This window comes from Parafrankia sp. Ea1.12, assembly GCF_900465275.1.
GTDB classification, from domain to species: domain Bacteria; phylum Actinomycetota; class Actinomycetes; order Frankiales; family Frankiaceae; genus Parafrankia; species Parafrankia soli.
The window spans coordinates 11,548-32,737 of record NZ_UBIZ01000429.1; the positions used below are offsets into that span (position 1 = coordinate 11,548).

Annotated in this window: 12 protein-coding genes and 2 pseudogenes; 7 read left to right on the forward strand and 7 right to left on the reverse strand. The window is 71.5% G+C overall.

Going from position 1 to position 21,190, the window contains the following annotated elements; genetic code table 11:
• Nucleotide 1: 1 nt before the first annotated feature.
• From yidC to FMEAI12_RS25025, 7 genes and pseudogenes are all read left to right on the forward strand, one after another.
• Complete coding sequence (yidC, locus tag FMEAI12_RS24995; protein WP_112108065.1) at nt 2–1,387, forward strand: membrane protein insertase YidC; 1,386 nt, start codon at nt 2–4, stop codon at nt 1,385–1,387.
• Nucleotides 1,388–1,618: 231 nt separating this feature from the next.
• On the forward strand, nt 1,619–2,221 hold the full coding sequence (locus FMEAI12_RS25000; RefSeq protein WP_112108066.1) for a R3H domain-containing nucleic acid-binding protein: 603 nt from the start codon (nt 1,619–1,621) through the stop codon (nt 2,219–2,221).
• A 152-nt stretch (nt 2,222–2,373) separates the two neighbouring features.
• Nucleotides 2,374–4,599 (forward strand): hypothetical protein, encoded by a 2,226-nt coding sequence (locus tag FMEAI12_RS25005; RefSeq protein WP_112108067.1) that lies wholly within the window; start codon nt 2,374–2,376, stop codon nt 4,597–4,599.
• A gap of 936 nt (nt 4,600–5,535) precedes the next feature.
• Entirely contained in the window at nt 5,536–7,830 is a 2,295-nt protein-coding gene (locus FMEAI12_RS25010; RefSeq protein ID WP_235014460.1) for a GH92 family glycosyl hydrolase, read from the forward strand.
• Nucleotides 7,831–8,426: 596 nt separating this feature from the next.
• On the forward strand, nt 8,427–9,347 hold the full coding sequence (rsmG, locus tag FMEAI12_RS25015) for a 16S rRNA (guanine(527)-N(7))-methyltransferase RsmG (RefSeq protein ID WP_112108068.1): 921 nt from the start codon (nt 8,427–8,429) through the stop codon (nt 9,345–9,347).
• 106 nt (nt 9,348–9,453) lie between these two features.
• Nucleotides 9,454–10,317, forward strand: a pseudogene (locus FMEAI12_RS40185) (ParA family protein); the annotation flags it as partial.
• A gap of 578 nt (nt 10,318–10,895) precedes the next feature.
• Nucleotides 10,896–11,825, forward strand: coding sequence for a ParB/RepB/Spo0J family partition protein (locus tag FMEAI12_RS25025; RefSeq protein ID WP_112108069.1), 930 nt, complete (start codon nt 10,896–10,898; stop codon nt 11,823–11,825).
• A gap of 88 nt (nt 11,826–11,913) precedes the next feature.
• Here FMEAI12_RS25025 and FMEAI12_RS25030 read toward each other — a convergent pair whose 3' ends face one another.
• The 7 genes and pseudogenes from FMEAI12_RS25030 to FMEAI12_RS25060 form a co-directional block, all read right to left on the reverse strand.
• Nucleotides 11,914–12,552, reverse strand: a complete 639-nt coding sequence (locus FMEAI12_RS25030; RefSeq protein ID WP_112108070.1) for a GNAT family N-acetyltransferase — start codon at nt 12,550–12,552, stop codon at nt 11,914–11,916.
• A gap of 273 nt (nt 12,553–12,825) precedes the next feature.
• On the reverse strand, nt 12,826–14,073 hold the full coding sequence (locus FMEAI12_RS25035) for an N-acetylmuramoyl-L-alanine amidase (protein WP_112108071.1): 1,248 nt from the start codon (nt 14,071–14,073) through the stop codon (nt 12,826–12,828).
• A 611-nt stretch (nt 14,074–14,684) separates the two neighbouring features.
• Nucleotides 14,685–15,011, reverse strand: a complete 327-nt coding sequence (trxA, locus tag FMEAI12_RS25040; protein ID WP_071065006.1) for a thioredoxin — start codon at nt 15,009–15,011, stop codon at nt 14,685–14,687.
• Nucleotides 15,012–15,107: 96 nt separating this feature from the next.
• A complete protein-coding gene (gene trxB, locus FMEAI12_RS25045) occupies nt 15,108–16,154 on the reverse strand; it encodes a thioredoxin-disulfide reductase (protein ID WP_083391147.1) in 1,047 nt (348 codons plus the stop codon).
• Nucleotides 16,155–16,333: 179 nt separating this feature from the next.
• Nucleotides 16,334–17,911 carry an anti-sigma factor gene (locus FMEAI12_RS25050; protein ID WP_112108072.1) on the reverse strand — a complete coding sequence of 526 codons (1,578 nt, stop codon included), beginning with the start codon at nt 17,909–17,911 and terminating at the stop codon, nt 16,334–16,336.
• Nucleotides 17,912–18,142: 231 nt separating this feature from the next.
• A pseudogene (gene sigM / locus FMEAI12_RS25055) lies at nt 18,143–18,802 on the reverse strand (RNA polymerase sigma factor SigM); the annotation flags it as partial.
• A gap of 77 nt (nt 18,803–18,879) precedes the next feature.
• Nucleotides 18,880–20,814, reverse strand: coding sequence for a protein kinase family protein (locus FMEAI12_RS25060; protein WP_112108073.1), 1,935 nt, complete (start codon nt 20,812–20,814; stop codon nt 18,880–18,882).
• Nucleotides 20,815–21,190: the final 376 nt, after the last annotated feature.

Genomic DNA, 21,190 nt, shown 5'->3' on the forward strand with positions numbered 1-21,190 from the left:
GGTGTTGGATCCGCTTTATCATCTCGCGGCGAACGCGATCGTCTTCTTCCACAGGGGTCTCGGGCCGATCTTCGGCGCGGACAGCTTCTTCGCGTGGGCGTTGTCGGTCATCCTGCTCGTCATCGCCGTCCGCATTCTGATCTTCCCGCTGTTCGTCAAGCAGGTGAAGTCCCAGCGGACCATGCAGATGATGCAGCCCCGGATCAAGGAGATCAAGGAGAAGTACGGGCACGACAAGCAGCAGATGCAAGCGGAGATCATGAAGCTCCAGAAGGAGCATGGCAATCCGCTGCTCGGCTGTCTGCCGATCCTCCTGCAGATCCCGCTGTTCATCTCGCTGTTCCACGTTTTCACCCACCTCGCTCCGATGAACGAGGGCCCCGGCGGCTCGCTGGTGTGGCGCCCACGGGTCGGTCTGTCCGCCGACCAGGTGGAGCAGATCGCCGAGGCGAAGCTCTGGGGTATCTCGCTGTCGAGCGAGTTCGGCTCGTCCCAGGATTCGCTGGACTTCCTGGGCGCGAACGGGACGAACGTCAAGATCCTCGCGATCGTGTTGATCGTCCTGATGGGGGCGACGACCTTCCTCACCCAGCGTCAGATCATGGCGCGGACCGGGCCGGTCGATCCGCAGCAGGCGATGGTCCAGAAGATCCTGCTGTACGGTTCGCCGCTCATGCTGGCGATCTTCGGGTTCCAGTTCCCGATCGCCGTGCTGCTGTACTGGCTGACCACGAACCTGTGGAGCATGGGGCAGCAGTTCTTCGTCATCAAGAAGATGCCGCCGATCAAGCCGCTCGGTGCGGGCGGCAAGGTGCCCGGCGCCCGGACGGCGCCGACTGACGGTGCCGCCGTCTCCCGGCCTGCCCCGGGTGCCCGCGCGGGCGCGAAGTCGAAGAGCCGTCCCCGTCCCGCCACGACGTCCCTGACGAAGGGCGCGGATTCCGGCGCTGGCGGCCAGGCGGCGGGTGAGAACGGGCGAGACTTCGGTTCGGGGGTCTCTGTCGGCTCCGGTGAGCGAGTGTCGAGCGCCCCGCCCGGAACCCGCTCCCGATCCGGCTCGTCCGCCAGCAAGCCGAAGACCCCGGCCAAGGCAGCCGGATCGAAGGCCACACCCAAGGCCACGACACCCAAGGCCACGACGGCCGAGGCCGCCGGCGGCGCGGGGAAGGCGGCCGCCACGAGCGAGATCGCGGACTCCGGCCGGGAAACCACCCCCGGTTCGGCGACGGCGGCAGCGGGCACGTCCCGGTCGAACGGTGTCGCGGAGTCGGAGGGCGCCTCCCGATCCACTCCGCCGCCGGTTCCCGCGGGGATGCGCCGCGCCCCCGGTGGGTCGCGGCCGGCCAAGCGCCGGGGGAAGGGCAAGCGACCGGGCGGGCGTCGCTGATGAGCTGGCGGTTGCCGCGCCCGGCCAAGCGCCCGGTCGCCGCCTGGAGGCCTGGCCCGGCATCGGTCCCGGTCCCGACCACAGGCATCGTCCGGGCTGGACGGCCCGTCCGGCCTGGACGCCCCGGTTCGTCCCGGGCGGTTGCCCCCCGTAACCGCCGCGCTGACCCCGCGGCGCCCGGACGTCCCGTACGCTCGGCATCGCCGCCCCCTTTCCCCTGGAGTAACGCTGATGACCGGTTCGGCACCTGACCTGGCCGTGGAAGGACCCGAGGCCAACGAGGACGGCCCGACGGCCGGGGCCGACACGACCGCGGTCGAGGACACCACGAGCTCGAACGGCTCGCACGGCTCGCACGGCTCCGACGAGCGCCGGCTCGCCGACCTCGAGCAGGAAGGCGAGATCGCGGCCGACTACATCGAGGGCCTGCTCGACATCGTCGACATGGACGGCGACCTCGATCTCGACGTCGAGGGCGGGCGTGCCGTCGTCGCCGTGGTCGGGGACGGGCTGGACAAGCTGATCGGGCCCGGCGGTGAGACCCTCGAGGCGCTGCAGGAGCTGACCCGGCTCGCCGTGCTGCAGAAGACGGGTGTCCGCAGCCGGCTCATGCTCGACGTGGGCGGTCACCGCGCCCGTCGCCGCATCGAGCTGCGGAAGGTCGCGACCAACGCCGCGGAGCGGGTCGTCGACACCGGCGAGCCCCAGAAGCTGGCCGCGATGACGCCCTTCGAGCGCAAGGTCGTGCACGACGTGATCGCCACGATCGACGGCGTGCGCAGCGAGTCCGAGGGCGAGGAGCCCACCCGCCGGGTCGTCGTTCTGCCTGACTGACGGCCGTGTACCGTCGCCGGAGCTTGTCCGGGGCAGGGAACCGACCGCGGATCTGACGCTCGCGCACGGTTCTGACACCGTGCGCGGCCGTGATGCCGTGGGCGTCCGCTGCCCTGGACGTCGGATGCACGGCGAGGGGAACGAGGGCGCCAGTGGTGCTGCCGAGAGTGGGCGGGCCGCCACCGGAACCGACCACGACGCCCGTGACCATCGCCGAGACGCCCGTGACCATCGCCGCCGAGCTCGGTGGGTTCGGTGGGCCGGCTGACCTCGGCGGTATCGGTGAACACCCGTCCGCGGCGAGCGGGCCCGCGCTGCTGGAGCGGGATTCCGCGTCCGCTGACCTCCCTCCCCGGGCCCGGCCATGGGGCTGGCGGCGACTCCGGGCTCAGTCGCGGCGGTGGGCCCGGAGGGCTCGGCCGCGACAGTGGGCCTGGTCGCGGCTGTGGCTGCCGGGCTTCGTCGCGCTCGCGCTCATCGCTCTCGTGGTGCTGCTGCGCGCCTACCTCGACCGACCATTCTGGTACGACGAGATCTGGCGCGGGCATTTCGTCAGTGAGCCGGTGGGCACCCTGTGGTCTGAGCTGGCCGCCGCGAACACGCCGTCGGCCCTGGGATGGCTGAGCGTCACCCGGCTCTCCGGGGATCTGTTCGGCTGGCACAGCTGGGCGTTGCGGCTGCCGGGCTTCGCCGCGCTGCCGGCGCTCGGCGCGCTGACGGCCGTTCTCACCCGGCGGTTCTCCGGAACCGTGGCCGCCCTGTTCGCGGTGTGTTGGCTCTGCCTGAACGCGACCTTCCTCGACCTCGCCACCCAGCTCAAGCCGTACACGATCGAAACCCTTGCCGCGGTCGCCGTCGTCCTGCTGTGGCTTGGCCCGGCGCCCGGTTCCGGAATCGGCTTCGGAGCCGGCGGTGTTCACAGCGGCGGGGACGTCCGTCCGCCCGTCCGTCTCGGCTCGGTTGACCGTGGTCGTCTCGTCCGCCGGACGGCAGCTGGCGTGATCTCCCTGTTCTCCGTCCCGGCGATCTTTCTCGTCATTCCGCTCGCGGTGATGGACGTCCTGCCCGGCCCGGACCGGCGGCGGAGGATCACCGAGACGCTGCCGAGTGTGGTGCTCGTCGCCGCGCACACGCTTCTCTTCATCGGCCACCAGTCCGCGCAGCGCGCCGGGGGCTACTGGGACACGCAGTTCCTGGCCGGGCGGAACCCCTGGCAGGCCGTGAGTTTCGTCGCCGAACAGCTGTGGCGGTTCGGCACCGGCTCACCGCCTGGGATCGACCAGTTCGATCCCAGTCTGGTGCCCGGATTTGTCGATCTTCCGGGGTACCTGCCGGGGCTGTTGGCCCCCGTGATCGTCCTGCTCGGGGCGATTGGCGCCGCCGCGCTCGCCCGCCGGTCGGACGGCCGCCGCGTGCTCGGCGCTCTCGCCGGGGCGGAGCTGCTCATGCTGGGCGCGAGCGCTGCCCGCTTCTGGCCGTTCGGGCCGACGAGGACGAACCAGTTCGTCGTGCCGATGTTCATCCTGGTCGTCGTGGTTGGTGGGGATCGCGTCATCCGCCTCGCCGCCCGCCGGGCGGGTCGGGCCTGGCACGCCGTCCGCTGTTCGGGTGCCGTGCCGGCCCCCCGCACATCGCGAGACCCGGAGGTCACCGACGCCGCCGACGTGACGGCCGTTCCGGATCACCCGGATAGTCCCGCCGATCCGCTCGTCCCGCGTGTCCTGGATGTCGGGCGCGCCCCGGCCGGCCGGTGCGTGGTCGATGCGAGCGGTGCGGTGGCGGTGATCCTGCTCGTGGTCCTCGCGGCGGGCGTGGCGCTGTCGGGTGCTGTGTCCGGTGACAGGCTCGTCTGGGAGCGGCGGGATCGGATGCGCGGCCTCGACCTCATGGTGGACGCGGCGGTGGCCACCCGGCGGCTGGTTCGTCCCGGGGATCTTGTCGTGGTCGGCGGCCGGCTCGCCCGCCCAGGCTGGATCTACGCGATGGAGGTCAGCACGGACGCCCCCCGGGCGCCCGAAGGTCTCCCCCGGCCCCGCGTGGAGCGTGCCCCCGGAACCGCCGCGGGCGGGACCGGCGCCGGAACCACCTCCAGGACCGAGCCGCCCCGGGTGGTCCGTGCGGAGACCGTTTTCGTCGATCCCGGCCTCCGTGATTCCGTGGGCCGGCTGGTGCCACTTGCTGTGCAGCTGGAGAGGCCTCGCCGACCCGGACGTCTCGTCGTCTTCGTCTTCGATATCGATGCGGCCGCGATGGCTCCGGGGCTGGCGGCGTTGCGGGATGAAGGCTGGTGCCCCGGTGAGAGCTGGCGGTTCCGGCTGACCGGTTCGGTCACGGTCTACTCCGACTGCCCGAAGCCTTCAGTCGCGAGCCGCGGATGATTCACGGGAAACGTCGCCGAGCCGCTTAATTCCTGGCACTGAATTTCCGGCACAACGCCTGTCCGGCGCATCACCTGACGCGCCTCGGCCCGGTCGGCGCGGCCAACTGAGTCGGCCGGGCACCGCTATGCCTGGGTCGGTGACTCCGTCCGACCGGAGGGCGGGCCAATCCCCAACGCCTCCCCCGCGGACCCGATGCCCCCGCCGGGTTCCCGCCGCGGGCCCGCTGACTGCTGTGGCCGTCCGGATTCGTCGCTCGCGCTGGCCGGACATGTGGGGCTCCGCAGACCTTGGCCAACTGTTCTGGTGCGACGAGATCTGGCCCGACCAGGTGAGTGGCCCGAGGAGCCACTGATCGGTGGTCCGGAAGGCATGTTGCTGACAACGTACTCGAACGAGGAGAAGGCCGACCGGGCCCGAAGAAGGCGTTCAGGTTCCATCCGCTGTGGCCGTTGGACGGGTCCGGGGGACCTGTGTCGGTGCTGCTGAGCATGGGTAATGTCCTCAGGTGCGCGATCCGGTTCACGATGCTCAGCGACGGGTGTGGGCAACGCGAGAGCCGGTGATGCCGGGCAACTCCTCGCGTCGCAAGGGGTATGTCCTGCCTTTGCCAGTCGTGAGGCGGTCGATCCGATATCCTCGAGGAGGATGCGGTCGCCACTGATCCCGACTGGCGGTGTATGCGCATAGCCCAATATGCGTCCAGTCCGGACCGCAGAAGAGAGCTCCGCCGGACCAGAGCCTCCTGGTCCGGCCTCCGTAACAGGTCGCGAGCATGGAACAGTGCTGCCCTGGCGGACGGAGATGGCCTGAGACTCGCCGTATTTTTTTACCTGACCGGCCGCGTCGATGACCGTCGGAAAGGGATTGTGCGTGTCTGTCGGAGGTTGGCGTGCCCGCACGGTCGCATCGGTTGTACTGTCTCTGCTGGTCGCAATGGCCGCAGCCGCGGGTCTACTCATCGAAATGCGGCCGGGTGCCCACGGCAGAACTACACGGGCATCAGACCTCGCGACTCAGACCGCGGACGCTGTCTCCGCAGGCGACGACCTGGCCAAGTTTGTCGACCCGTTTATCGGCACTGCGCAGCAGCGTCATGATGTCATACCCGGCGATGGGGTCGCGGGTGCCTTTCCAGGAGCCGCGGCGCCGTTCGGGATGGTCCAGTGGAGCCCGGACACCAACGGACGGGCGGCTGCGGGGTCGGGCGGGTACCGGTACACCGACTCAGTAATAGACGGATTCAGCCTGACCCACTTACATGGCACGTCGTGTCCTGCGGCCCAGGATATTTCGATCATGCCGTCTACCGGCTCCTATCCCTTCTATCCACCCACCGGCGCCGTGGACGAGCCATCGTTGTGGGGCGCCGGATTCTCTCATGGCGACGAGTCGGCCACACCCGGTCGCTACAGCGTTCAGGTCACCTCCCCGGTGGGCGATCGGATAGGTGTGGATCTCGCCGCCGGAGCCCGTGCGGCGATTGGTCGCTTCTCGTTTCCGGCAGGCGTGGCGGGATCCCTGGTCCTCGACGTGGGACGCCGTGCCGACGGCGCCGGCCGGGCGGACCTGCATGTGGACTCCGCCACCGGGGAGGTTTCAGGCTCGGTGACCAGCCGGGTCTTCTGCCGGCAACCAGCCGTCAGCACGCTTTACTTCGTCGCGAGACCCGATCGGCCGCCGGCGGCTGTGGGTACCTGGTCGGCGGGGCGATGGTCACTGAGCCCGGACGTGGCCGACGAAGGAGGACCCACCGCGACGTCGCGTTCCGCATCGGTCGGAGTCTGGCTGAGAATGCCACCGGCAGCAGACGGAGCGGTCATGCTCCGTGCTGCTGTGTCCTATACCAGCGTCGAGGGGGCGCGCGCCAACCTCGAGGCCGAGTACCCCAGCAGTGTCGACGCGGTCGCGAGCGCCACCCGCGCCGAATGGAACCGGAGGCTGTCGACCGTGTGTGTCGCCTCCGCGCCACGGTCCGAGTTACGCACCCTGTACACAGCGCTCTATCACGCGATGCTGGGCCCCGGTGCCGTCAGCGATGCCGACGGCACCTACCGTGGCTGGGACGGATCCACCGCCGCCGCCCAGGGATGGACCGCACGCAGCGGGATCGCGGGCTGGGACGCCTACCGCAGCTCGTTCCCATTACTGGCGATGCTGGCTCCGGACGTCGCCACCGACACCGCATGGTCGTTGATGGCCGGCGCCATGCAGACCGGGTCGGTGCCAGGATGGACTCTCGCGACCAGTCGGCCCGACGTCATGCCTGGCGACGGCGGCACGGTCCTGCTTGCCGAGGCGGTGGCTCTCGGGTTGCCCCTTGACCCAGCACAGGCTTTGGCCGCCGCGCTGGCCAGCGCGGCCCGCCGCCCGTTCGCGGCCGAGTACGACCGACTCGGCTTCGTCCCGGTCGGCCACGCCGGCCCCGCGGATGCTGTGTCCATCACTCTCGAGTACGCCCTCGCGGACTTCGCGACAGCGCAACTGGCGCTTGCCGCGAACCGGCCCGAAATCGCGGCTATCTTCACCGAACGGTCGACGCGCTGGCGGTCGGTATGGGATCCGGTCAGTAAGCTGCCCGCCCCGCGCAGCACGGACGGTGGCTTTCTACCGGTGGAGCCGACGACCCTGCCCGGCTACACCGAAGGCACCGCGGCCCAGTACTCATGGCTGGTTCCGCAGGATCCCGATGGCCTCGCAGAGGCGATGGGCGGACGGCGCGTCGCGGTCGACCGGCTCGCCGACTTCCTCGCCCGGCTCGACGACGGCCCGATCGGGGCACATGCGGAGATGGGAAACCAGCCCAGCCTTCTCGTGCCCTGGCTCGGTGGATCGTTCGGCGCCGTCGATCTGACGATCGACGCTCTCGACCGGACGCGCCGGACTTTGTTCCGGGATACTCCCGACGGTCTGCCCGGAAATGACGACACCGGGGGCCTGTCCGCCTGGTACGTGCTCGCCTGGCTTGGACTGGGCCCCGTCCAGCCGGGAACAGACCTGCTCATCGTCACTCCGCCGGTCGCCCCATCGGTCGAGATCACCCTTCCTCACGGACAACTTCGGTTGGTGAACCAACAGGTCGGCGGGGTGGATGGTCGCATACCGGTCGGGCTGAGACGTGACGGCGAGCCGCTCCCCGGGCCCTGGACCCGGTTTCGTGATCTCAGCGCAGGAGCGACTCTGACCTGGTCACTGTCCGATCAGCCGACCGCCCGGGGTACGCAGAACTGACCGGATCATCGTCGACGCGGTGTCCTGCAGCCAGGCGGAAGATCCGGGCCAACCCGCTCCTGTGCGCCAGACCGCCAGACCACCAGACCGGTGATCGAAAGATCTATTACTTTGCGTAGAGGGGATCGTCTCGCAGAGCCAGGTCGGCGACGTTGGTCGGAGTTTGTGTCAGTGCTGGTTGGATGCGGGTGAATCTGCCCGCCGGCTTGGTGATCGACTCCGCCTGCTCCGCTCGTCCCGCCGCGAGCGATGGATGATTCACGGGAAACATCTGCCCGCGGTGTCGGGTTTCTGGCGCCGAATTCCCGACACAGCACCTATCAGAGGCATCACCTGACGCGCCAGCACGGGTCCACCGGGGATGCTGGTGTGGTGCTTTCGCGTCGCACCCTCCCGTCTCGCCCCGAGCCGCCGCGGCCGCCTGCCGCTCGCTCGTCCATTCCGGGATGTCCGGACCGTCCGCTCTCAGCCCGGGGCGGGCCACATCCGAGCCTGGATCCGCGTGCCTGGCGCGCCTTCGTGACCTGGTCGACAGCTCGGACCGCTCAGCTTGGCCGGCTGGGCCTGCCGGGTGCTCCGGTGGTTGAGGTGAATCGGTGACACCGCCCGAAGGGACGGCGGGCGGCCTCCGCCCCGACTCCTCCCCCGGCGATCCGCTGCCCCCGCCGTCGGATTCCTCGGCTGCGCCGGCGACGACATCCGAAGGCCCGACCGGCGCCGCCGAGGTGGTTCCCGACGCCGCTCGGACCGTCTTCGGTGATCGTTTCGGTCTCGCGGTGCGGTATGTCGAGATGCTTTCGACGGCAGGAGTCGAGCGAGGGCTGATCGGTCCGCGGGAGACCGGCCGGCTCTGGGAGCGCCACCTTCTCAACAGCGCGGTCCTGGCCGAGGCCGTCCCCACCCGTTCCGCCTCCCCCGGTTCCGACGAGGCCGCCCTCGAGGTCGTCGACGTCGGCAGCGGCGCCGGCCTTCCCGGAATTCCGCTCGCGCTCGCCCGCCCCGACCTGAGGGTGACCCTGCTCGAGCCGATGGAAAGGCGCTGCCGTTTCCTCGCGGAAGCCGTGGCCGAGCTCGGTCTGGCGGGTCAGGTGGAGGTCGTACGGGGACGAGCGCCGGACGTCGCCGAGCTGCCTCCGCATCGCACATTCGACGTTACGGTGGCGCGCGCAGTAGCCCCTTTGGGACGTCTTGGCGCGGTACTGCTGCCGATGACCCGTCCGGGCGGTGTCATGCTTGCACTGCGCGGTTCGCGAATCCTTGAGGAATTGCAGGCCGCGCGTAGTGATCTCGATTCCCAGGGTTGGCGCGAGGTGAACGTCATGACGTGCGGGGCTGGCCTGGTGGACGAACCCACCCGTGTTCTGTGCGCGACGCGGTCACCTCAGGCGACCCAAGGGGACGGCGGGAGGGGACGGCGCGGCGCGGATGACCGGCAGGCCAGACGGACGACACAGCCACGGCGACCACGGGAGGGCACTCGTGATCGACCGGCACGTGGGAGGTCCCGTTCCACGTGAAACAGCGATGCCATATCAGACGGCGAGGGCACCTGAAGCAGCGTCGGCGGGTCGAGGCGGCCTGGCACACGGGGGGAGTCCGGGTGACACGTCCGGCCTCCCGGGCCTGGACCCCCTTGACTCCTCGACCCCGATCGGAGCGGCGGCGGCAGCAGCGGTGGAAGCACTGACGATGGAACGACGACGACCCTTTCCTCGACCCAGCCGGCGACGTGTCATCACTGTCGCCAACCAGAAGGGTGGCGTCGGCAAGACGACGACCACCGTCAATCTGGCCGCCGCACTGGCCATGCACGGAGTCCGTGTACTGGTCGTGGACCTGGACCCGCAGGGGAACGCCTCCACGGCGCTCGGTGTGGACCACCGGTCCGGCACTCCCTCGATCTACGAGGTGCTGCTCGGTGACCGCCCACTCGACGAGGTCGTCGTGCGGTCCAGCGAGTCCAGCGGGCTGTTCTGCGCACCGGCGACGATCGACCTCGCGGGCGCCGAGATCGAGCTGGTCTCGATGGTCGCGCGGGAGACCCGCCTGCGTCGGGCCATCGACGGCATGCGGAACGAGGTCGACTACGTCCTCATCGACTGCCCGCCGTCGCTGGGGCTGCTCACGGTCAACGCGCTCGTGGCGGCCCGGGAGCTCCTGATCCCGATCCAGTGTGAGTACTACGCGCTGGAGGGTCTTGGTCAGCTGCTGCGTAACGTCGAGCTGGTCCAGGCCCATCTCAATCAGGAGCTCCGGCTGTCGACCATCCTGCTGACCATGTACGACTCGCGCACCCGGCTCGCCGATCAGGTCGTGCACGAGGTGAAGGAGCATTTCGGGGACAGGGTGCTGAGCACCACGATCCCGCGCAACGTCCGGCTGGCCGAGGCGCCGAGCTACGGTCAGTCCGTCCTGACCTACGACCCCGCCTCCCGCGGGTCGCTGTCCTACCTGGCCGCTGCTCGCGAGCTCGCCGAGCGCGGAGTCGACCCGGCTCCACGTGGCACCGCCGGGAGCGCCCGCGATGGGGCTCCCAGCGGCCCCATCCCGACCGGTGGGGCTCCGGTGAACGGCCACTCCCCCGCAGGGCACGCGCCGCCCACCGGCCGCGGCACGGGCGCCGTCCAGGCCAGCCCTGACCGGCACGGCCCGCCGTCCGGCTACGGCGCAGACGGCGGCGCAAACGGCCGCAGCGACGGACGTGCAGACAGCCGTGCAGACAGCCGCGCAGACGGCCGCGGCGCGGACGACTACGCCGCCGCCGACGGCTACGGCACGGATGGCTACAACGCCACCGACAGATACGGCGCCGCCAATGGATACGGCGCTGACGACAGCTACCCCGCCGACGACGACCGGTACGGCACGCCCGCCGACGGCTACGACTCGCCGGGCGGTCACGCCGCTCCGGCCGGGCCGTCCACGCCGGACGGCTTTGCCGTTCCGGACGGGCCGATGGTCCCGGGTGCACCCAGCACCCGGGACGGGTACGGACGGCCCAACGGCTACGGCCCGCACGGCGGTGCCGCGGGTCCTGGCGGTCCGAACCTGAACGGGGCCGGTCGATGACGGCGCGGCGTGGTGGTCTGGGTCGTGGTCTTGGCGCGCTCATTCCGGCGGCCGCCGAGCCGCAGGACGGCTACCAGAGCAACGGCCTGGACCACGCTCCGGCAGCGGCTCCCGTCCCGGTCGCGGGCGCGGTCTTCCGGGAGATCCCGGTGGACTCGGTGACCCCGAATCCGCGCCAGCCACGCACCCACTTCGACGAGGACGCCATCGCGGAGCTCGCCGCGAGCCTGCGCGAGGTGGGGCTACTGCAGCCGATCGTCGTCCGGGAGCTTCTGCCCGGCCGCTACGAGCTGGTCATGGGCGAGCGGCGCTGGCGCGCGTCGAAGCTCGCCGGGCTGGAGCGGGTGCCCGCCATCGTCCGGGACACCGCGGACGACGCCATGCTGCGCGACGCCCTGCTGGAGAACCTGCACCGCCAGCAGCTCAACCCGCTCGAGGAGGCCGCGGCCTACGAGCAGCTGTTGCGTGACTTCGGGGCGACCCACGAGGAGCTGGCCGGGCGCCTGGGCCGGTCGCGCTCGCACGTCACGAACACGATTCGCCTGCTCGGGCTGCCGCCGGCGGTGCAGCGTCGGGTGGCGGCCGGAGTGCTGTCCGCCGGGCACGCCCGCGCACTGCTCTCGCTGGAGAACCCCGACGCCCAGGACAGGCTGGCGACGCGCATCGTCGCCGAGGGCCTGTCCGTGCGGGCGGTGGAGGAGATCGTGGCCCTCGGCGAGGAGGGGCCCCGCAAGCGGGCTCCGCGCGGGCCGCGGGCGGCCGAGCCGGCGCTGACCAGCATCGCCGACCGCCTGTCGGACCGGTTGGAGACCCGGGTCAAGGTGGACATGGGCCGCAGCAAGGGCCGCATCACCGTGGAGTTCGCGACGATCGAGGACCTGGAGCGGATCGTCGAGGTGATGTCCCCGAACTCGAAGGTCTCCTGACCTCGGTACCAGGCCTCGGGGCGCACGTGGCGGACACGTGCGCCCCGAGGCCTGTCCGGGGTGTGTGCCCGTCCCGGTGCGGTCCCGCTCAGACGGTACCGGGGACGGGGTTCACCTGGCGCAGGACGCCTTCGGGATTCATCGAGCCGAGCAGGCGCTCCAGGGCGACCTCGACGTCCTCCCGCCAGCTGACGGCGTTCTTCACCTCGAGGCGCAGGCGGGGCCAGCGGTGGTGCGGGCGAACCGTCTTGAACCCGACCGCGAGCAGGTAGTCGGCGGGCACCACGCAGCGGGTGCCGGAGTCGCGCAGGTCGCCGAACGCCTCCAGAGCGCGGTAGCCGCGCCGCGTGATCTCCTTGGCCACCGACTGGATGAGCACCCGGCCCAGGCCCTGGCCGGTGAACTCCTGGACGATCTGTGCGGTCATGAGCAGCACCGCGTCCGGGCTGACGGGGCTGGTCGGGAACGCCACGGAGCGCGGGACGTACGCCGGCGGCGCGAACATGACGAACCCGGCCGGGACGTTGTCGATATACACGACTTTTCCGCAGCTACCCCATTCGAGAAGCGCCGCCGAGACCCAGGCCTCCTTCTCGATGTCCGTGCCGCCGGCCTCCTCGGCCCGGCTGCGGGCCACCGGGTCGAGCTCCCAGAAGACGCACCTGCGACAGGGGAGCGGCAGGTCGTCGATGTTGTCGAGAGTGATGTTCGCGATCCGACGACTCATCGAGCCAGCCCTCCCAGCGGTCCGGACGACCGTCCCCGGCCGATTCTTCCGCTTACTTCGGACAGCCTAGGACGGTCGTCAGCGCATGTGGCCACGGGCACGCCGTGACCTGTTCCACGTGAAACCTCGCCAACGGATTACACGTTCCCGGGACGTCCACCACAAAGCCGGTCGCGGTAGTGAAACACGACAAGCGTGCGGGACGGGGGAGCGACCGCGGAGCCGTCCGGCACGGCCGGCGGCGGCAGTAGCCAGGCGTGGTGCGGCGAGGCCTCAGGCGCGCGCCGCGATGCGCGGGACGCGCAGCTGCCCCGTTGGCGGGTCCTGCTCCGGCGGCAGGAACAGGCGCTGTGTGGCGGCGAGCAGGCCCTCCGCGACGGCGGCCCGGAACTCGGTCGACGCCAGCGCGGCGGCGTCGTGAGTGTTGCTGAGGTAGCCGAGGTCGATCTGGACAGCGGGCATCCTGGTTCGGCGGAGCAGCTCCCAGGTCTTGGGATGGGCGCGGCAGTCCACCATGTCGGTCCGCGAGACGATCTCGCGCTGCACCAGCGCGGCGAAGCGCTCACCGACCGCCGACGAGCCTCGCGCGTGGCCGTAGTAGTACGTCGAGACACCCTGGGCCTGCGCGGAGCCGCTCGCGTCCACGTGCAGCGAGACCAGCAGGTCGGCGCCGATCTCGTTCGCCCGCGCCGCGCGTTCCGCCTCGGGCGGCGACTCGTGTGGCCCGTGCACCGGGTAGGCCTCCAGGCCGGACGCGAGCAGCCGGGCCTCCAGCCGTGAGGCCAGGTCGGCCATCAGGTCACGCTCGCACAGCCCACCACTGGACACGCCAAGGTCGTCGCCGCCGTGCCCGGGGTCGATGGCGACGACCATGCCGAGCAGCGACGGCCCCCGGGCCAGCAGGCGCATGGACTCGCGCAGGACGTCCGGGCGGCCACCGGTGACCGTGCGCTCGAGGCGCTTGAGCTCGCGCAGGGTCCGCGGCCCGCAGAGGCCGTCGGGGTCGAGGCCCCGGTTGCGCTGGAAGTCCCGCACGGCCGAGTCCGTCCGTGCTCCGAAGATGCCGTCCGCGCGGCCGACGTCGAAGCCCATGTTCGACAGCCGCTCCTGCAGGGCGGCGACGTCATCGCCGACGAACGGGTGAGTGACGCTGTAGTGAAGGAGCCGGTCGCCGAGGCGGCGGCGAGCCTCCTCGATGGCCCGGAAGGTGTCGGGTCCGATGATGCCGTCGACCGACAGCCCGCGGCTCTGCTGGAACGCCCGGACGGCGTTGTCCAGCTCGCTGTCGAACTGGTCGGTGGCGTCGACCGGGCCGCCGTTCCCGCCGTTCCCGGCGTCGCCGGCGGGCGACGCCGGGAACGGGTCCGGACCCGTCGCGGTGGAGGTCCCGAGGGCACCCGGACCGGGGCCGTCAGCCGCATCGGTCTGGCGGGGTGCGACGGGAAGAAAACCCAGGTGGATGAAAGCTGCCCGGGCCTCCGCCACAGAGGGGTCACGGTCACCAAGACGCAGCAGCTTCACGAATGAGTACCTTTCGAGTCCGCGTTCATCGAGCCGTCGACCTGCGTCGGGCGGTTCCGCCGCCGAATCCCGGTCATCAGATTAGGCCATCGGTCCCGGGCAGTGAGGACGGCGATCCCCCTCGTCCGGCTTTCTGCCTCGGTGCACCGTGCTCCGGTCGGGCCCGGTCCGGACCTGAGGTCGGAGCCCGGGCTCGGTGGGGTGGCCGCCGAAGTGAACTGCCTGAGTCACTCCAGGCGCCGCCGGGCCGACTCACTTCGGCGTGAACCCCGCCTGGAGGTGGCCATCCTGGGGAAACGGTCGATGACTACCCGATGTGACCAAAGGTGACGTGTGCGGTGCAGGGGCCGCCCTGCGCCGCACATTCGATCATGTTTACGGCCCGCTCAGGGCCACTAGCGGCCGACGGTCCGGAAACATCCACCGGACGTGTGCTCCTGGCTACCGAAAGTTCCGAACAGTCGGACCCTGCGCGGCGCAGGCCGGTGCCGACTCCGCGGTGCCGGCGGAGACGAAGACGGCCCGCTCCGAGATCGGAGCGGGCCGTCGAGGTCGACCATGGCCGGCGGAGTGCGCTGGCCCGGCCCGGGCGGGGCCGGGCGCGGTCTGGATCAGATGTAGGACGACAGGTCGCGCAGCAGCGCGGCCTTCGGCTTCGCGCCGACGATGCTCTTGTCGATCTCGCCGTTGACGAAGACGGCCATCGTCGGGATCGACATGATCTGGTACTGCCGCGCGACCTCCGGGTTCTCGTCGATGTTGAGCTTGACGATCCGGAGCTTCTCGCCGTGCTCCTTGGCGATCTCCTCCAGTACCGGCGCGACCATCTTGCACGGGCCGCACCACTCGGCCCAGAAGTCGACGAGTACGGGCTTGTCGCTCTTGAGCACCTCGACGGCGAACGTGCCGTCCGTCACCGCGGGGGTGGAGCCTGCCATGGCGTTCTCCTCAGGGTTTGCGCTCTTGTGTCTTTGGACTGGTGGTTGACGGCTGTGCTGTGGCGGGGCTCCCGCCACAGCACAGGTTGGTCCGCGTCAGGTCGTCGCGGCGAGCTCCGGTGCCGGTACCCGGGGCGCCTCGGCGGCGCTGTCAGCGGCGCCCTCCAGGCTGGCGATGTAGCGCTCGGCGTCGAGGGCGGCGGAGCACCCGGTGCCGGCCGCGGTGATCGCCTGGCGGTAGGTGTGGTCGACGACGTCACCGCAGGCGAACACACCCGCGATGTTGGTCTGGGTGGTCGGGTGGGCCACCTTGATGTAGCCCTCGCCGTCCAGCTCGAGCTGATCGTGGATCAGATCCGTGCGGGGGAGGTGGCCGATCGCCACGAACAGGCCGGTGATCGCCAGCTCGTCCGTCTTGTCGGTGACCGTGTCACGCAGCCGGACGCCGGTGACCTTGTCCTCGCCGAGGACCTCCTCGACCACGGCGTTCCACCGGAACCGGACCTTCGGGTTGGCGAACGCCCGCTCCTGCATGATCGCGCTGGCGCGCAGCTTGTCGCGCCGGTGCACGATCGTCACCGACTTCGCGAACCGGGTGAGGAAGGTCGCCTCCTCCAGCGCCGAGTCGCCGCCGCCGACGACCGCGATGTCCTGGTCCCGGAAGAAGAAGCCGTCACAGGTCGCGCAGGCTGACACGCCCCGGCCGAGCAGCCGGTCCTCGTGCTCGACGCCGAGCTTCTTGTAGGCCGAGCCGGTCGCGACGATGACCGAGCGGGCCAGGTAGGTCTCGTCGCCCACCTTGACCACTTTCGGATCCGCGGCCAGGTCGACCTCGGTGACGTCGTCCGCGATGAGCTCGGCGCCGAACCGCTCCGCCTGGGCGCGCAGGTTCTCCATGAGCTCCGGCCCCTGGATGCCCTCGGGGAAGCCCGGGAAGTTCTCCACCTCGGTCGTGGTCATCAGCGCGCCGCCCGCGGACACCGCGCCCTCGAAGACGACCGGCTTCAGGTTCGCCCGGGCGGTGTAGATCGCCGCGGTGTAGCCGGCCGGCCCCGACCCGATGATGACGACGTCCAGGACGCGCTCGCCGGAACGCTCCGCTCCGGCGGCCTGACCGGCCTGGTCCTTGCCCTGGGCTGTCACACCCACTCCCTTCACGACTGTCGTACGAGGCTTCGTCGACTCTGTCGATCGTTGGCCCCGCCGACGTGATGTCTGCCCCCATAACCGTCGCGGACCGCCGCTGATTCCACCGCTGGGTCACCGTGGCAAGGGGGGCGTGCCCGTCCGTACGTGTGTGCCGTCCTGTCGCCGACCACCGCCTACAGCGCGCGGGTCGTGTTCACGGTGTACAACACCGCGCCCGGCATCGGTACCACGCCGCAGCGTGCGTCGATCACGACGACCCGCGCGGCGGCGGGCTGGCCGGCGACCGAGAGCACCACCAGCAGCGCCCGTTGGCCGTCGAAACGCACCCGGTCGAGGGCCAGTACCGATCCGCCCGTCTGGGCGGTGAGGCTGTCGTAGCACATCCGCAGTTGTGGGGTGTCGATCACGCGGGCGAGCGTCTCCGGCGTCGTGGCGGACGCGGCCGACGGATCCGTTCCCGGCACCGTGGTGGACGCGCCGTCGTCGGTGGCCTGTTCCTCGCCCGCGGCGGGCGGCACGGACGTCGCACCGGAAAGCGCAGGCAGGACGGACCAGGTGAGCATGGTCGTCGGGATCCGCCCGGTGAGCAGGCTCCGGCCGTGCACGACGATGTCGCCGGCCCGGACCGCCTCTCCCGAGTCGGCGACCATCGTGAAGGCCGCGGATGGCTCCTCGGGCGTTCCGCTGGCACTGGGGACGGCCGCGGCGGCGGCCGGTCCGGGAACCCGGGCGGCTTCCGGACCGGCCGTCTGGGAGGCCCCTGACAGCGCCGTGGGCGCGTCGTTGGCCGCGGTGGAGCTCGCGTCCCCGCCGCCCGCGGTCAGCCCGCGCAGGGTCAGCACAGCCGCGCCGAACGCCACCAGCGCGACGCAGGTCGCCGCGATCGAGACCCAGTCGCGGGCGACCCGGCCGCCGGCACCGGCGAGCCCGCCGCGCCGCCGCCCGCCGCCGTGCCGCGGGGGCCGCGGCGCCCCGGAGATCGGCGGCCTGCCCGGCTCCGTGCTCCCCCGTGTGGTGCCGTGTGCCGTGATGTCCGGCCCGGCGATGCCCTGCTCGGCGATGCCCGGCGCCGTCGTGTCTGGCGCCCTGGTGCCCGGAGTCCTGGTGTCTGGTGCCGAGATGGTTGTTGGTTCGCCGATGCCTGGCCCGGCGGTCCCCTGCTCGGCGATGCCTGAGTCGCGGTCGGCCGCGTCGGGACCTGTGCCAGCGGTGCCTCGGCCTGCGTTGCCCGGAGTGCTCTTCCGTTCGAACTCGCCAGGGGCGACGAGGCCCGCGGCTGGCAGCGAGCCGACCCGCCCGAGGCGGCGGCGTGGCCGCGGCGGGCCGCCGACAGTTCCCGCGCGGGGACCGCGCCCCGACCGGGCGCTCTCCCGTGCCCGGGTGTCCGTGGCCGACCTGGCGGCCAGCGCGGCCTGGATGCGCTCGGCGACGTCGGCCGGCATCGTCATGCTCGCGAGGCGGGCGAGGTCGGCGCGCACCCGGCGCAGCGCCGTGAGCGCCTCCTGGCAGGTGGCACACGAGTGGACGTGGCGCTCGACCCGGGCGGTCGCGGGCTCGAGGGGGAACCCCTGATCCGAAGGGTCCGGCCGGGCGTCGAGGTAGGCGTCAAGCGCCTCCACGTCGGGATGCCCGCCGGTGGTGCGACCGTCGGTCATGCGCTGGGCGGCCGTGCCGGCCCGGGTACGCGGGCCACGGTCGCCGGGGCGCCAGCCCGGATCAGGGGCGTGGGCGCCGTGTTCGTCCGTCACCACCGCTGATCACCTCCTCCGGCGAGTCAGCCGCCCGGCCGTCGTGCCGGTCCGGTCGGCGGGTCCCGGGACGCCGGCCGCGCCCGGCATCTCGGCGGGTTCGGCGGCGGCGCCACGAGTGGTCGTGCCGGTGGGGTCGGTGCCGTCCGCATCCGCGCGGTCGGACCCCGCCTGCTCGACCGGCCGGTCGTCGACCAGTCGGTCGACCGGTTCGTCGGGACCGCCGGCCGATGTGTCGTACCGTCCCTCATCACAGACGGAAGGCGAGGCCGGCTGGTTCCCGGCGACGGGCCGCCGAGCCCGTTCGGGGGCAAGGTGCCCGAGCAGGACGGCGAGCCGCGCCCGGCCGCGCGCGCAGCGGCTCTTGACCGTCCCGACCGGTATGTCCAGCAGTTCGGCCACCTCGGCGACCGAGCGGCCCTCGACGTCCACGAGGACGACCGGGGTGCGCAGTGTGACCGGAAGCATGCCGAGCGCGGCGCCGACGTCCATCCGGGTGTCGTGCTCGGCGATGGCGTCCCGGGCGTCGGCCGGCTCGTAGGGGGCGCCGTCGGGGGCCGAGGGCATCGGCACCGTCGGGCGCACGGCGCGGCGGCGCAGCCGGTCGAGGGCGGCGTTGGTGACGATCCGGTGCAGCCAGGTGCCGACAGCCGCCTCACCCCGGAAGTCGGCGGCCCGCCGGTGCGCGGAGAGCATCGCCTCCTGGACGGCGTCCGCCGCCTCCTCGGTGTCCTGCAGCAGCGCGAACGCCACCGACCACAGCCGGTCGGCGTGCGCGCGGAACAGCTCGCCGAACGCCGCCGGGTCACCCGCCACGTGCCGGCGCAGCGCCGCGAGGTCGGCCTCGGGAGCCCGGCCGGAGGATCTGGCCCCGGCCGCCGCGGGAGGGTTCACCGGGTTCTCTGGACCGGCAGTCGCCGCCGGGGCCCGGCGCGCATCGATCTCGACCCGCCGCACATGATTCCGTCCGGTCAGCCCCGGAACTCGATCTCCGCGATCGATCCCTTCGTGGACGGAAGCTCGGTCAACCACAACACCCAGTACCGATGAGTCGGCTGCTCGGACGGCATGCTGATGCGGACCTCGCCCGTCTTGTTCTGCTGCGGCACACCGATGACCGAGTAGCCGTCGATGTTGTCCGAGAGTGAGTCGCCGGCCCGCAGCTCAAAGGTGATCGGGCCTTCTCTTCCGACGGTGACGACAACTTCGCTCGGGGTTATCGGCTGGTTGAAGTCGAAGCGCAGTCCCACGCCCTTCTTCAGACCGCCGAACTGCGGGCTCGCGTATCCGTCGGTCGTCCACTGAGTGCCCGGGTTCTCGTCGGTGGCGAGTGAGACGAGGTCCGGCTTCTCCGCCCCGTCACCGCCCGGGGGCGGGTCGAACGAGGTGACCGAACCGAAGGGGATCCGGTTGCCGGAGGGCACCACGGCCATCGAGGAAGGGCCGGTGTCCCCGCCCGGGCTGTCGCCGCCGTCGTCCTTCGGGCGCAGGGCGATCACGGCCACCACGGCGACGAGGGCGACGACCACCAGCAGGGCCACCCACGGCAGGACGCGGCGGACGGTGCCGCCGCCCGACCCGCCACCTTGGCGGTGGCCGCCGCCGGCGGGCGGGTAGCGGTCGTCGTCGTACCGGCGCTGCTCGGGCGCCTCGCGCTGCGACGGGTAGCCGCGGTCGCGGTCGTCGTAACCGCCCCGGCCGCCGTAGCCGCGGTCGTTGTAGGAGGTCTGGTCGTAGGCGTCGCGGCCCAGGTAGGAGGTCTGGTCGTAGCCGCGGCGGTCGTAGTCGTCGCGGCCGCCGTAGCCGTTGCCGCCGGAGCTGTTCCCGCCGGCGTAGCCCTGACCCGGGTAGTCGGAGGGGGCGGGGTAGTCGTCCGTGGCCGGGTTGTAGCCGTCGACCGACATCGCCTCGGTGCTCGCGGGGCCGTCGTCACCGAGACTCATCAGGCCGGTGTCGAGGACCTGGTCGACCGGGCTGACCGCCTCGAGCTCCGAGACCAGCTCGGCGGCGGTCGTGATCGGCGCGCCGGCCCGCTCGTCGCCGAGGGTCGCCAGGGTGATCGCGTCGAGGTCGCGCGGGACGGCCGAGTTGATCTGCCGGGGGGTCCGCAGCCGGCCGTCGCTCGTCGGGGCGGCTGGCAGCGCGTGCTCGCCGAGCAGCGGCCAGGTGCCGGTCAGCCCGGCGTACAGCAGCCCGCCGAGGGCCCGGACGTCCGCCAGCTCGGCCGAGGGGGGTGCGTCGTCCTTCTCCGGGTCGGAGCCGATGGTGGGCTCCGCGCCCGTCGCCGCGCCGTCCAGCCCCGCGAGGACGCCGCCGATCTCCAGGTCGACGACCTTCACGGTGCCGTGGCCGGAGACGATCACATCGCCGGGGTTGAGCCCGCCGTGGTGGATGCCGCGGTCGTGCGCGGCGGCGAGGACGCGCGCCGCCGCCAGGACGATGGCCCCGGCCTGTTCGGGGCGCAGTGGCCCGTTGGTGGCGAGCTGGCGCAGGGTGCGCCCCTCCACCCACTCCGAGACGACATAGGAGACACGTGCCGTGCCGGTGGTCGTGGTCGTGGCGTCGTAGGTCGACGCGGCGCCCGGGTGGACCAGCCGCCCGGAGTTGATCGCCGCCTTCAGCAGGGCGCGGGCCGCGTCCTCCCGGACAGCCGGATCGATCTCCGCCGCGGCGTCAGGGTCGACGTGCTCGACGATCCGGACGGCCACCGGCCGGGCGAGCGTGTTGTCGTCACCCCGCCACAGGGTCACCGGGCCGCGGGTGTTCAGCGGCGCCAGGAGGCGGTAGCGGCGGTCGAGAACGGATTCGGCCAGCACGGCCGTGCTGGCCGGGCGCTCGCCCGGCGAGTCGGTGGTCACGTCGTTATCGACGTCCGCGCCCTGCGGTCGGTTGCTTCCGTCGACCACAGCGCCTCCGTCGTCCGCATACCCGCCGGCCGACCCGACGGCGGGTTGCCCCACCTCACCCGGGCAGGGGATCCGCCCAGCGTTCCGCCACTGCGAACGAACATCCCGGACACCCTCCGTCGCATCGGAACGCATCGTGTGACCAACGCGACGAGCTGGGTGCTGCGCCTGGTTCACCGGCGACGTTGGGCGGGGCCCGCGCACAGCGTGTTCAGTGTACGAGTCCGGCCCTGGCATCTCGCGGATGTCTCCGGACAAGCCAGCTTGGCACACCGGGGCGAACCATCCGCCTATGGACACGCCATGGACCCGGCATGCGATCGCGCGGAATCAGTGGTAACGCACCGATCTTCACCCCCAAACCTGATTGACGCCT

Bases quoted from the DNA above. Each gene is read 5' to 3' on its own strand.
- FMEAI12_RS25000 (WP_112108066.1), top strand. From the start codon at position 1,619: ATGACCGGTTCGGCACCTGACCTGGCCGTGGAAGGACCCGAGGCCAAC.
- FMEAI12_RS25010 (WP_235014460.1), top strand. From the start codon at position 5,536: ATGGCCGCAGCCGCGGGTCTACTCATCGAAATGCGGCCGGGTGCCCAC.
- FMEAI12_RS25025 (WP_112108069.1), top strand. From the start codon at position 10,896: ATGACGGCGCGGCGTGGTGGTCTGGGTCGTGGTCTTGGCGCGCTCATT.
- FMEAI12_RS25030 (WP_112108070.1), bottom strand. From the start codon at position 12,552: ATGAGTCGTCGGATCGCGAACATCACTCTCGACAACATCGACGACCTG.
- trxA (WP_071065006.1), bottom strand. From the start codon at position 15,011: ATGGCAGGCTCCACCCCCGCGGTGACGGACGGCACGTTCGCCGTCGAG.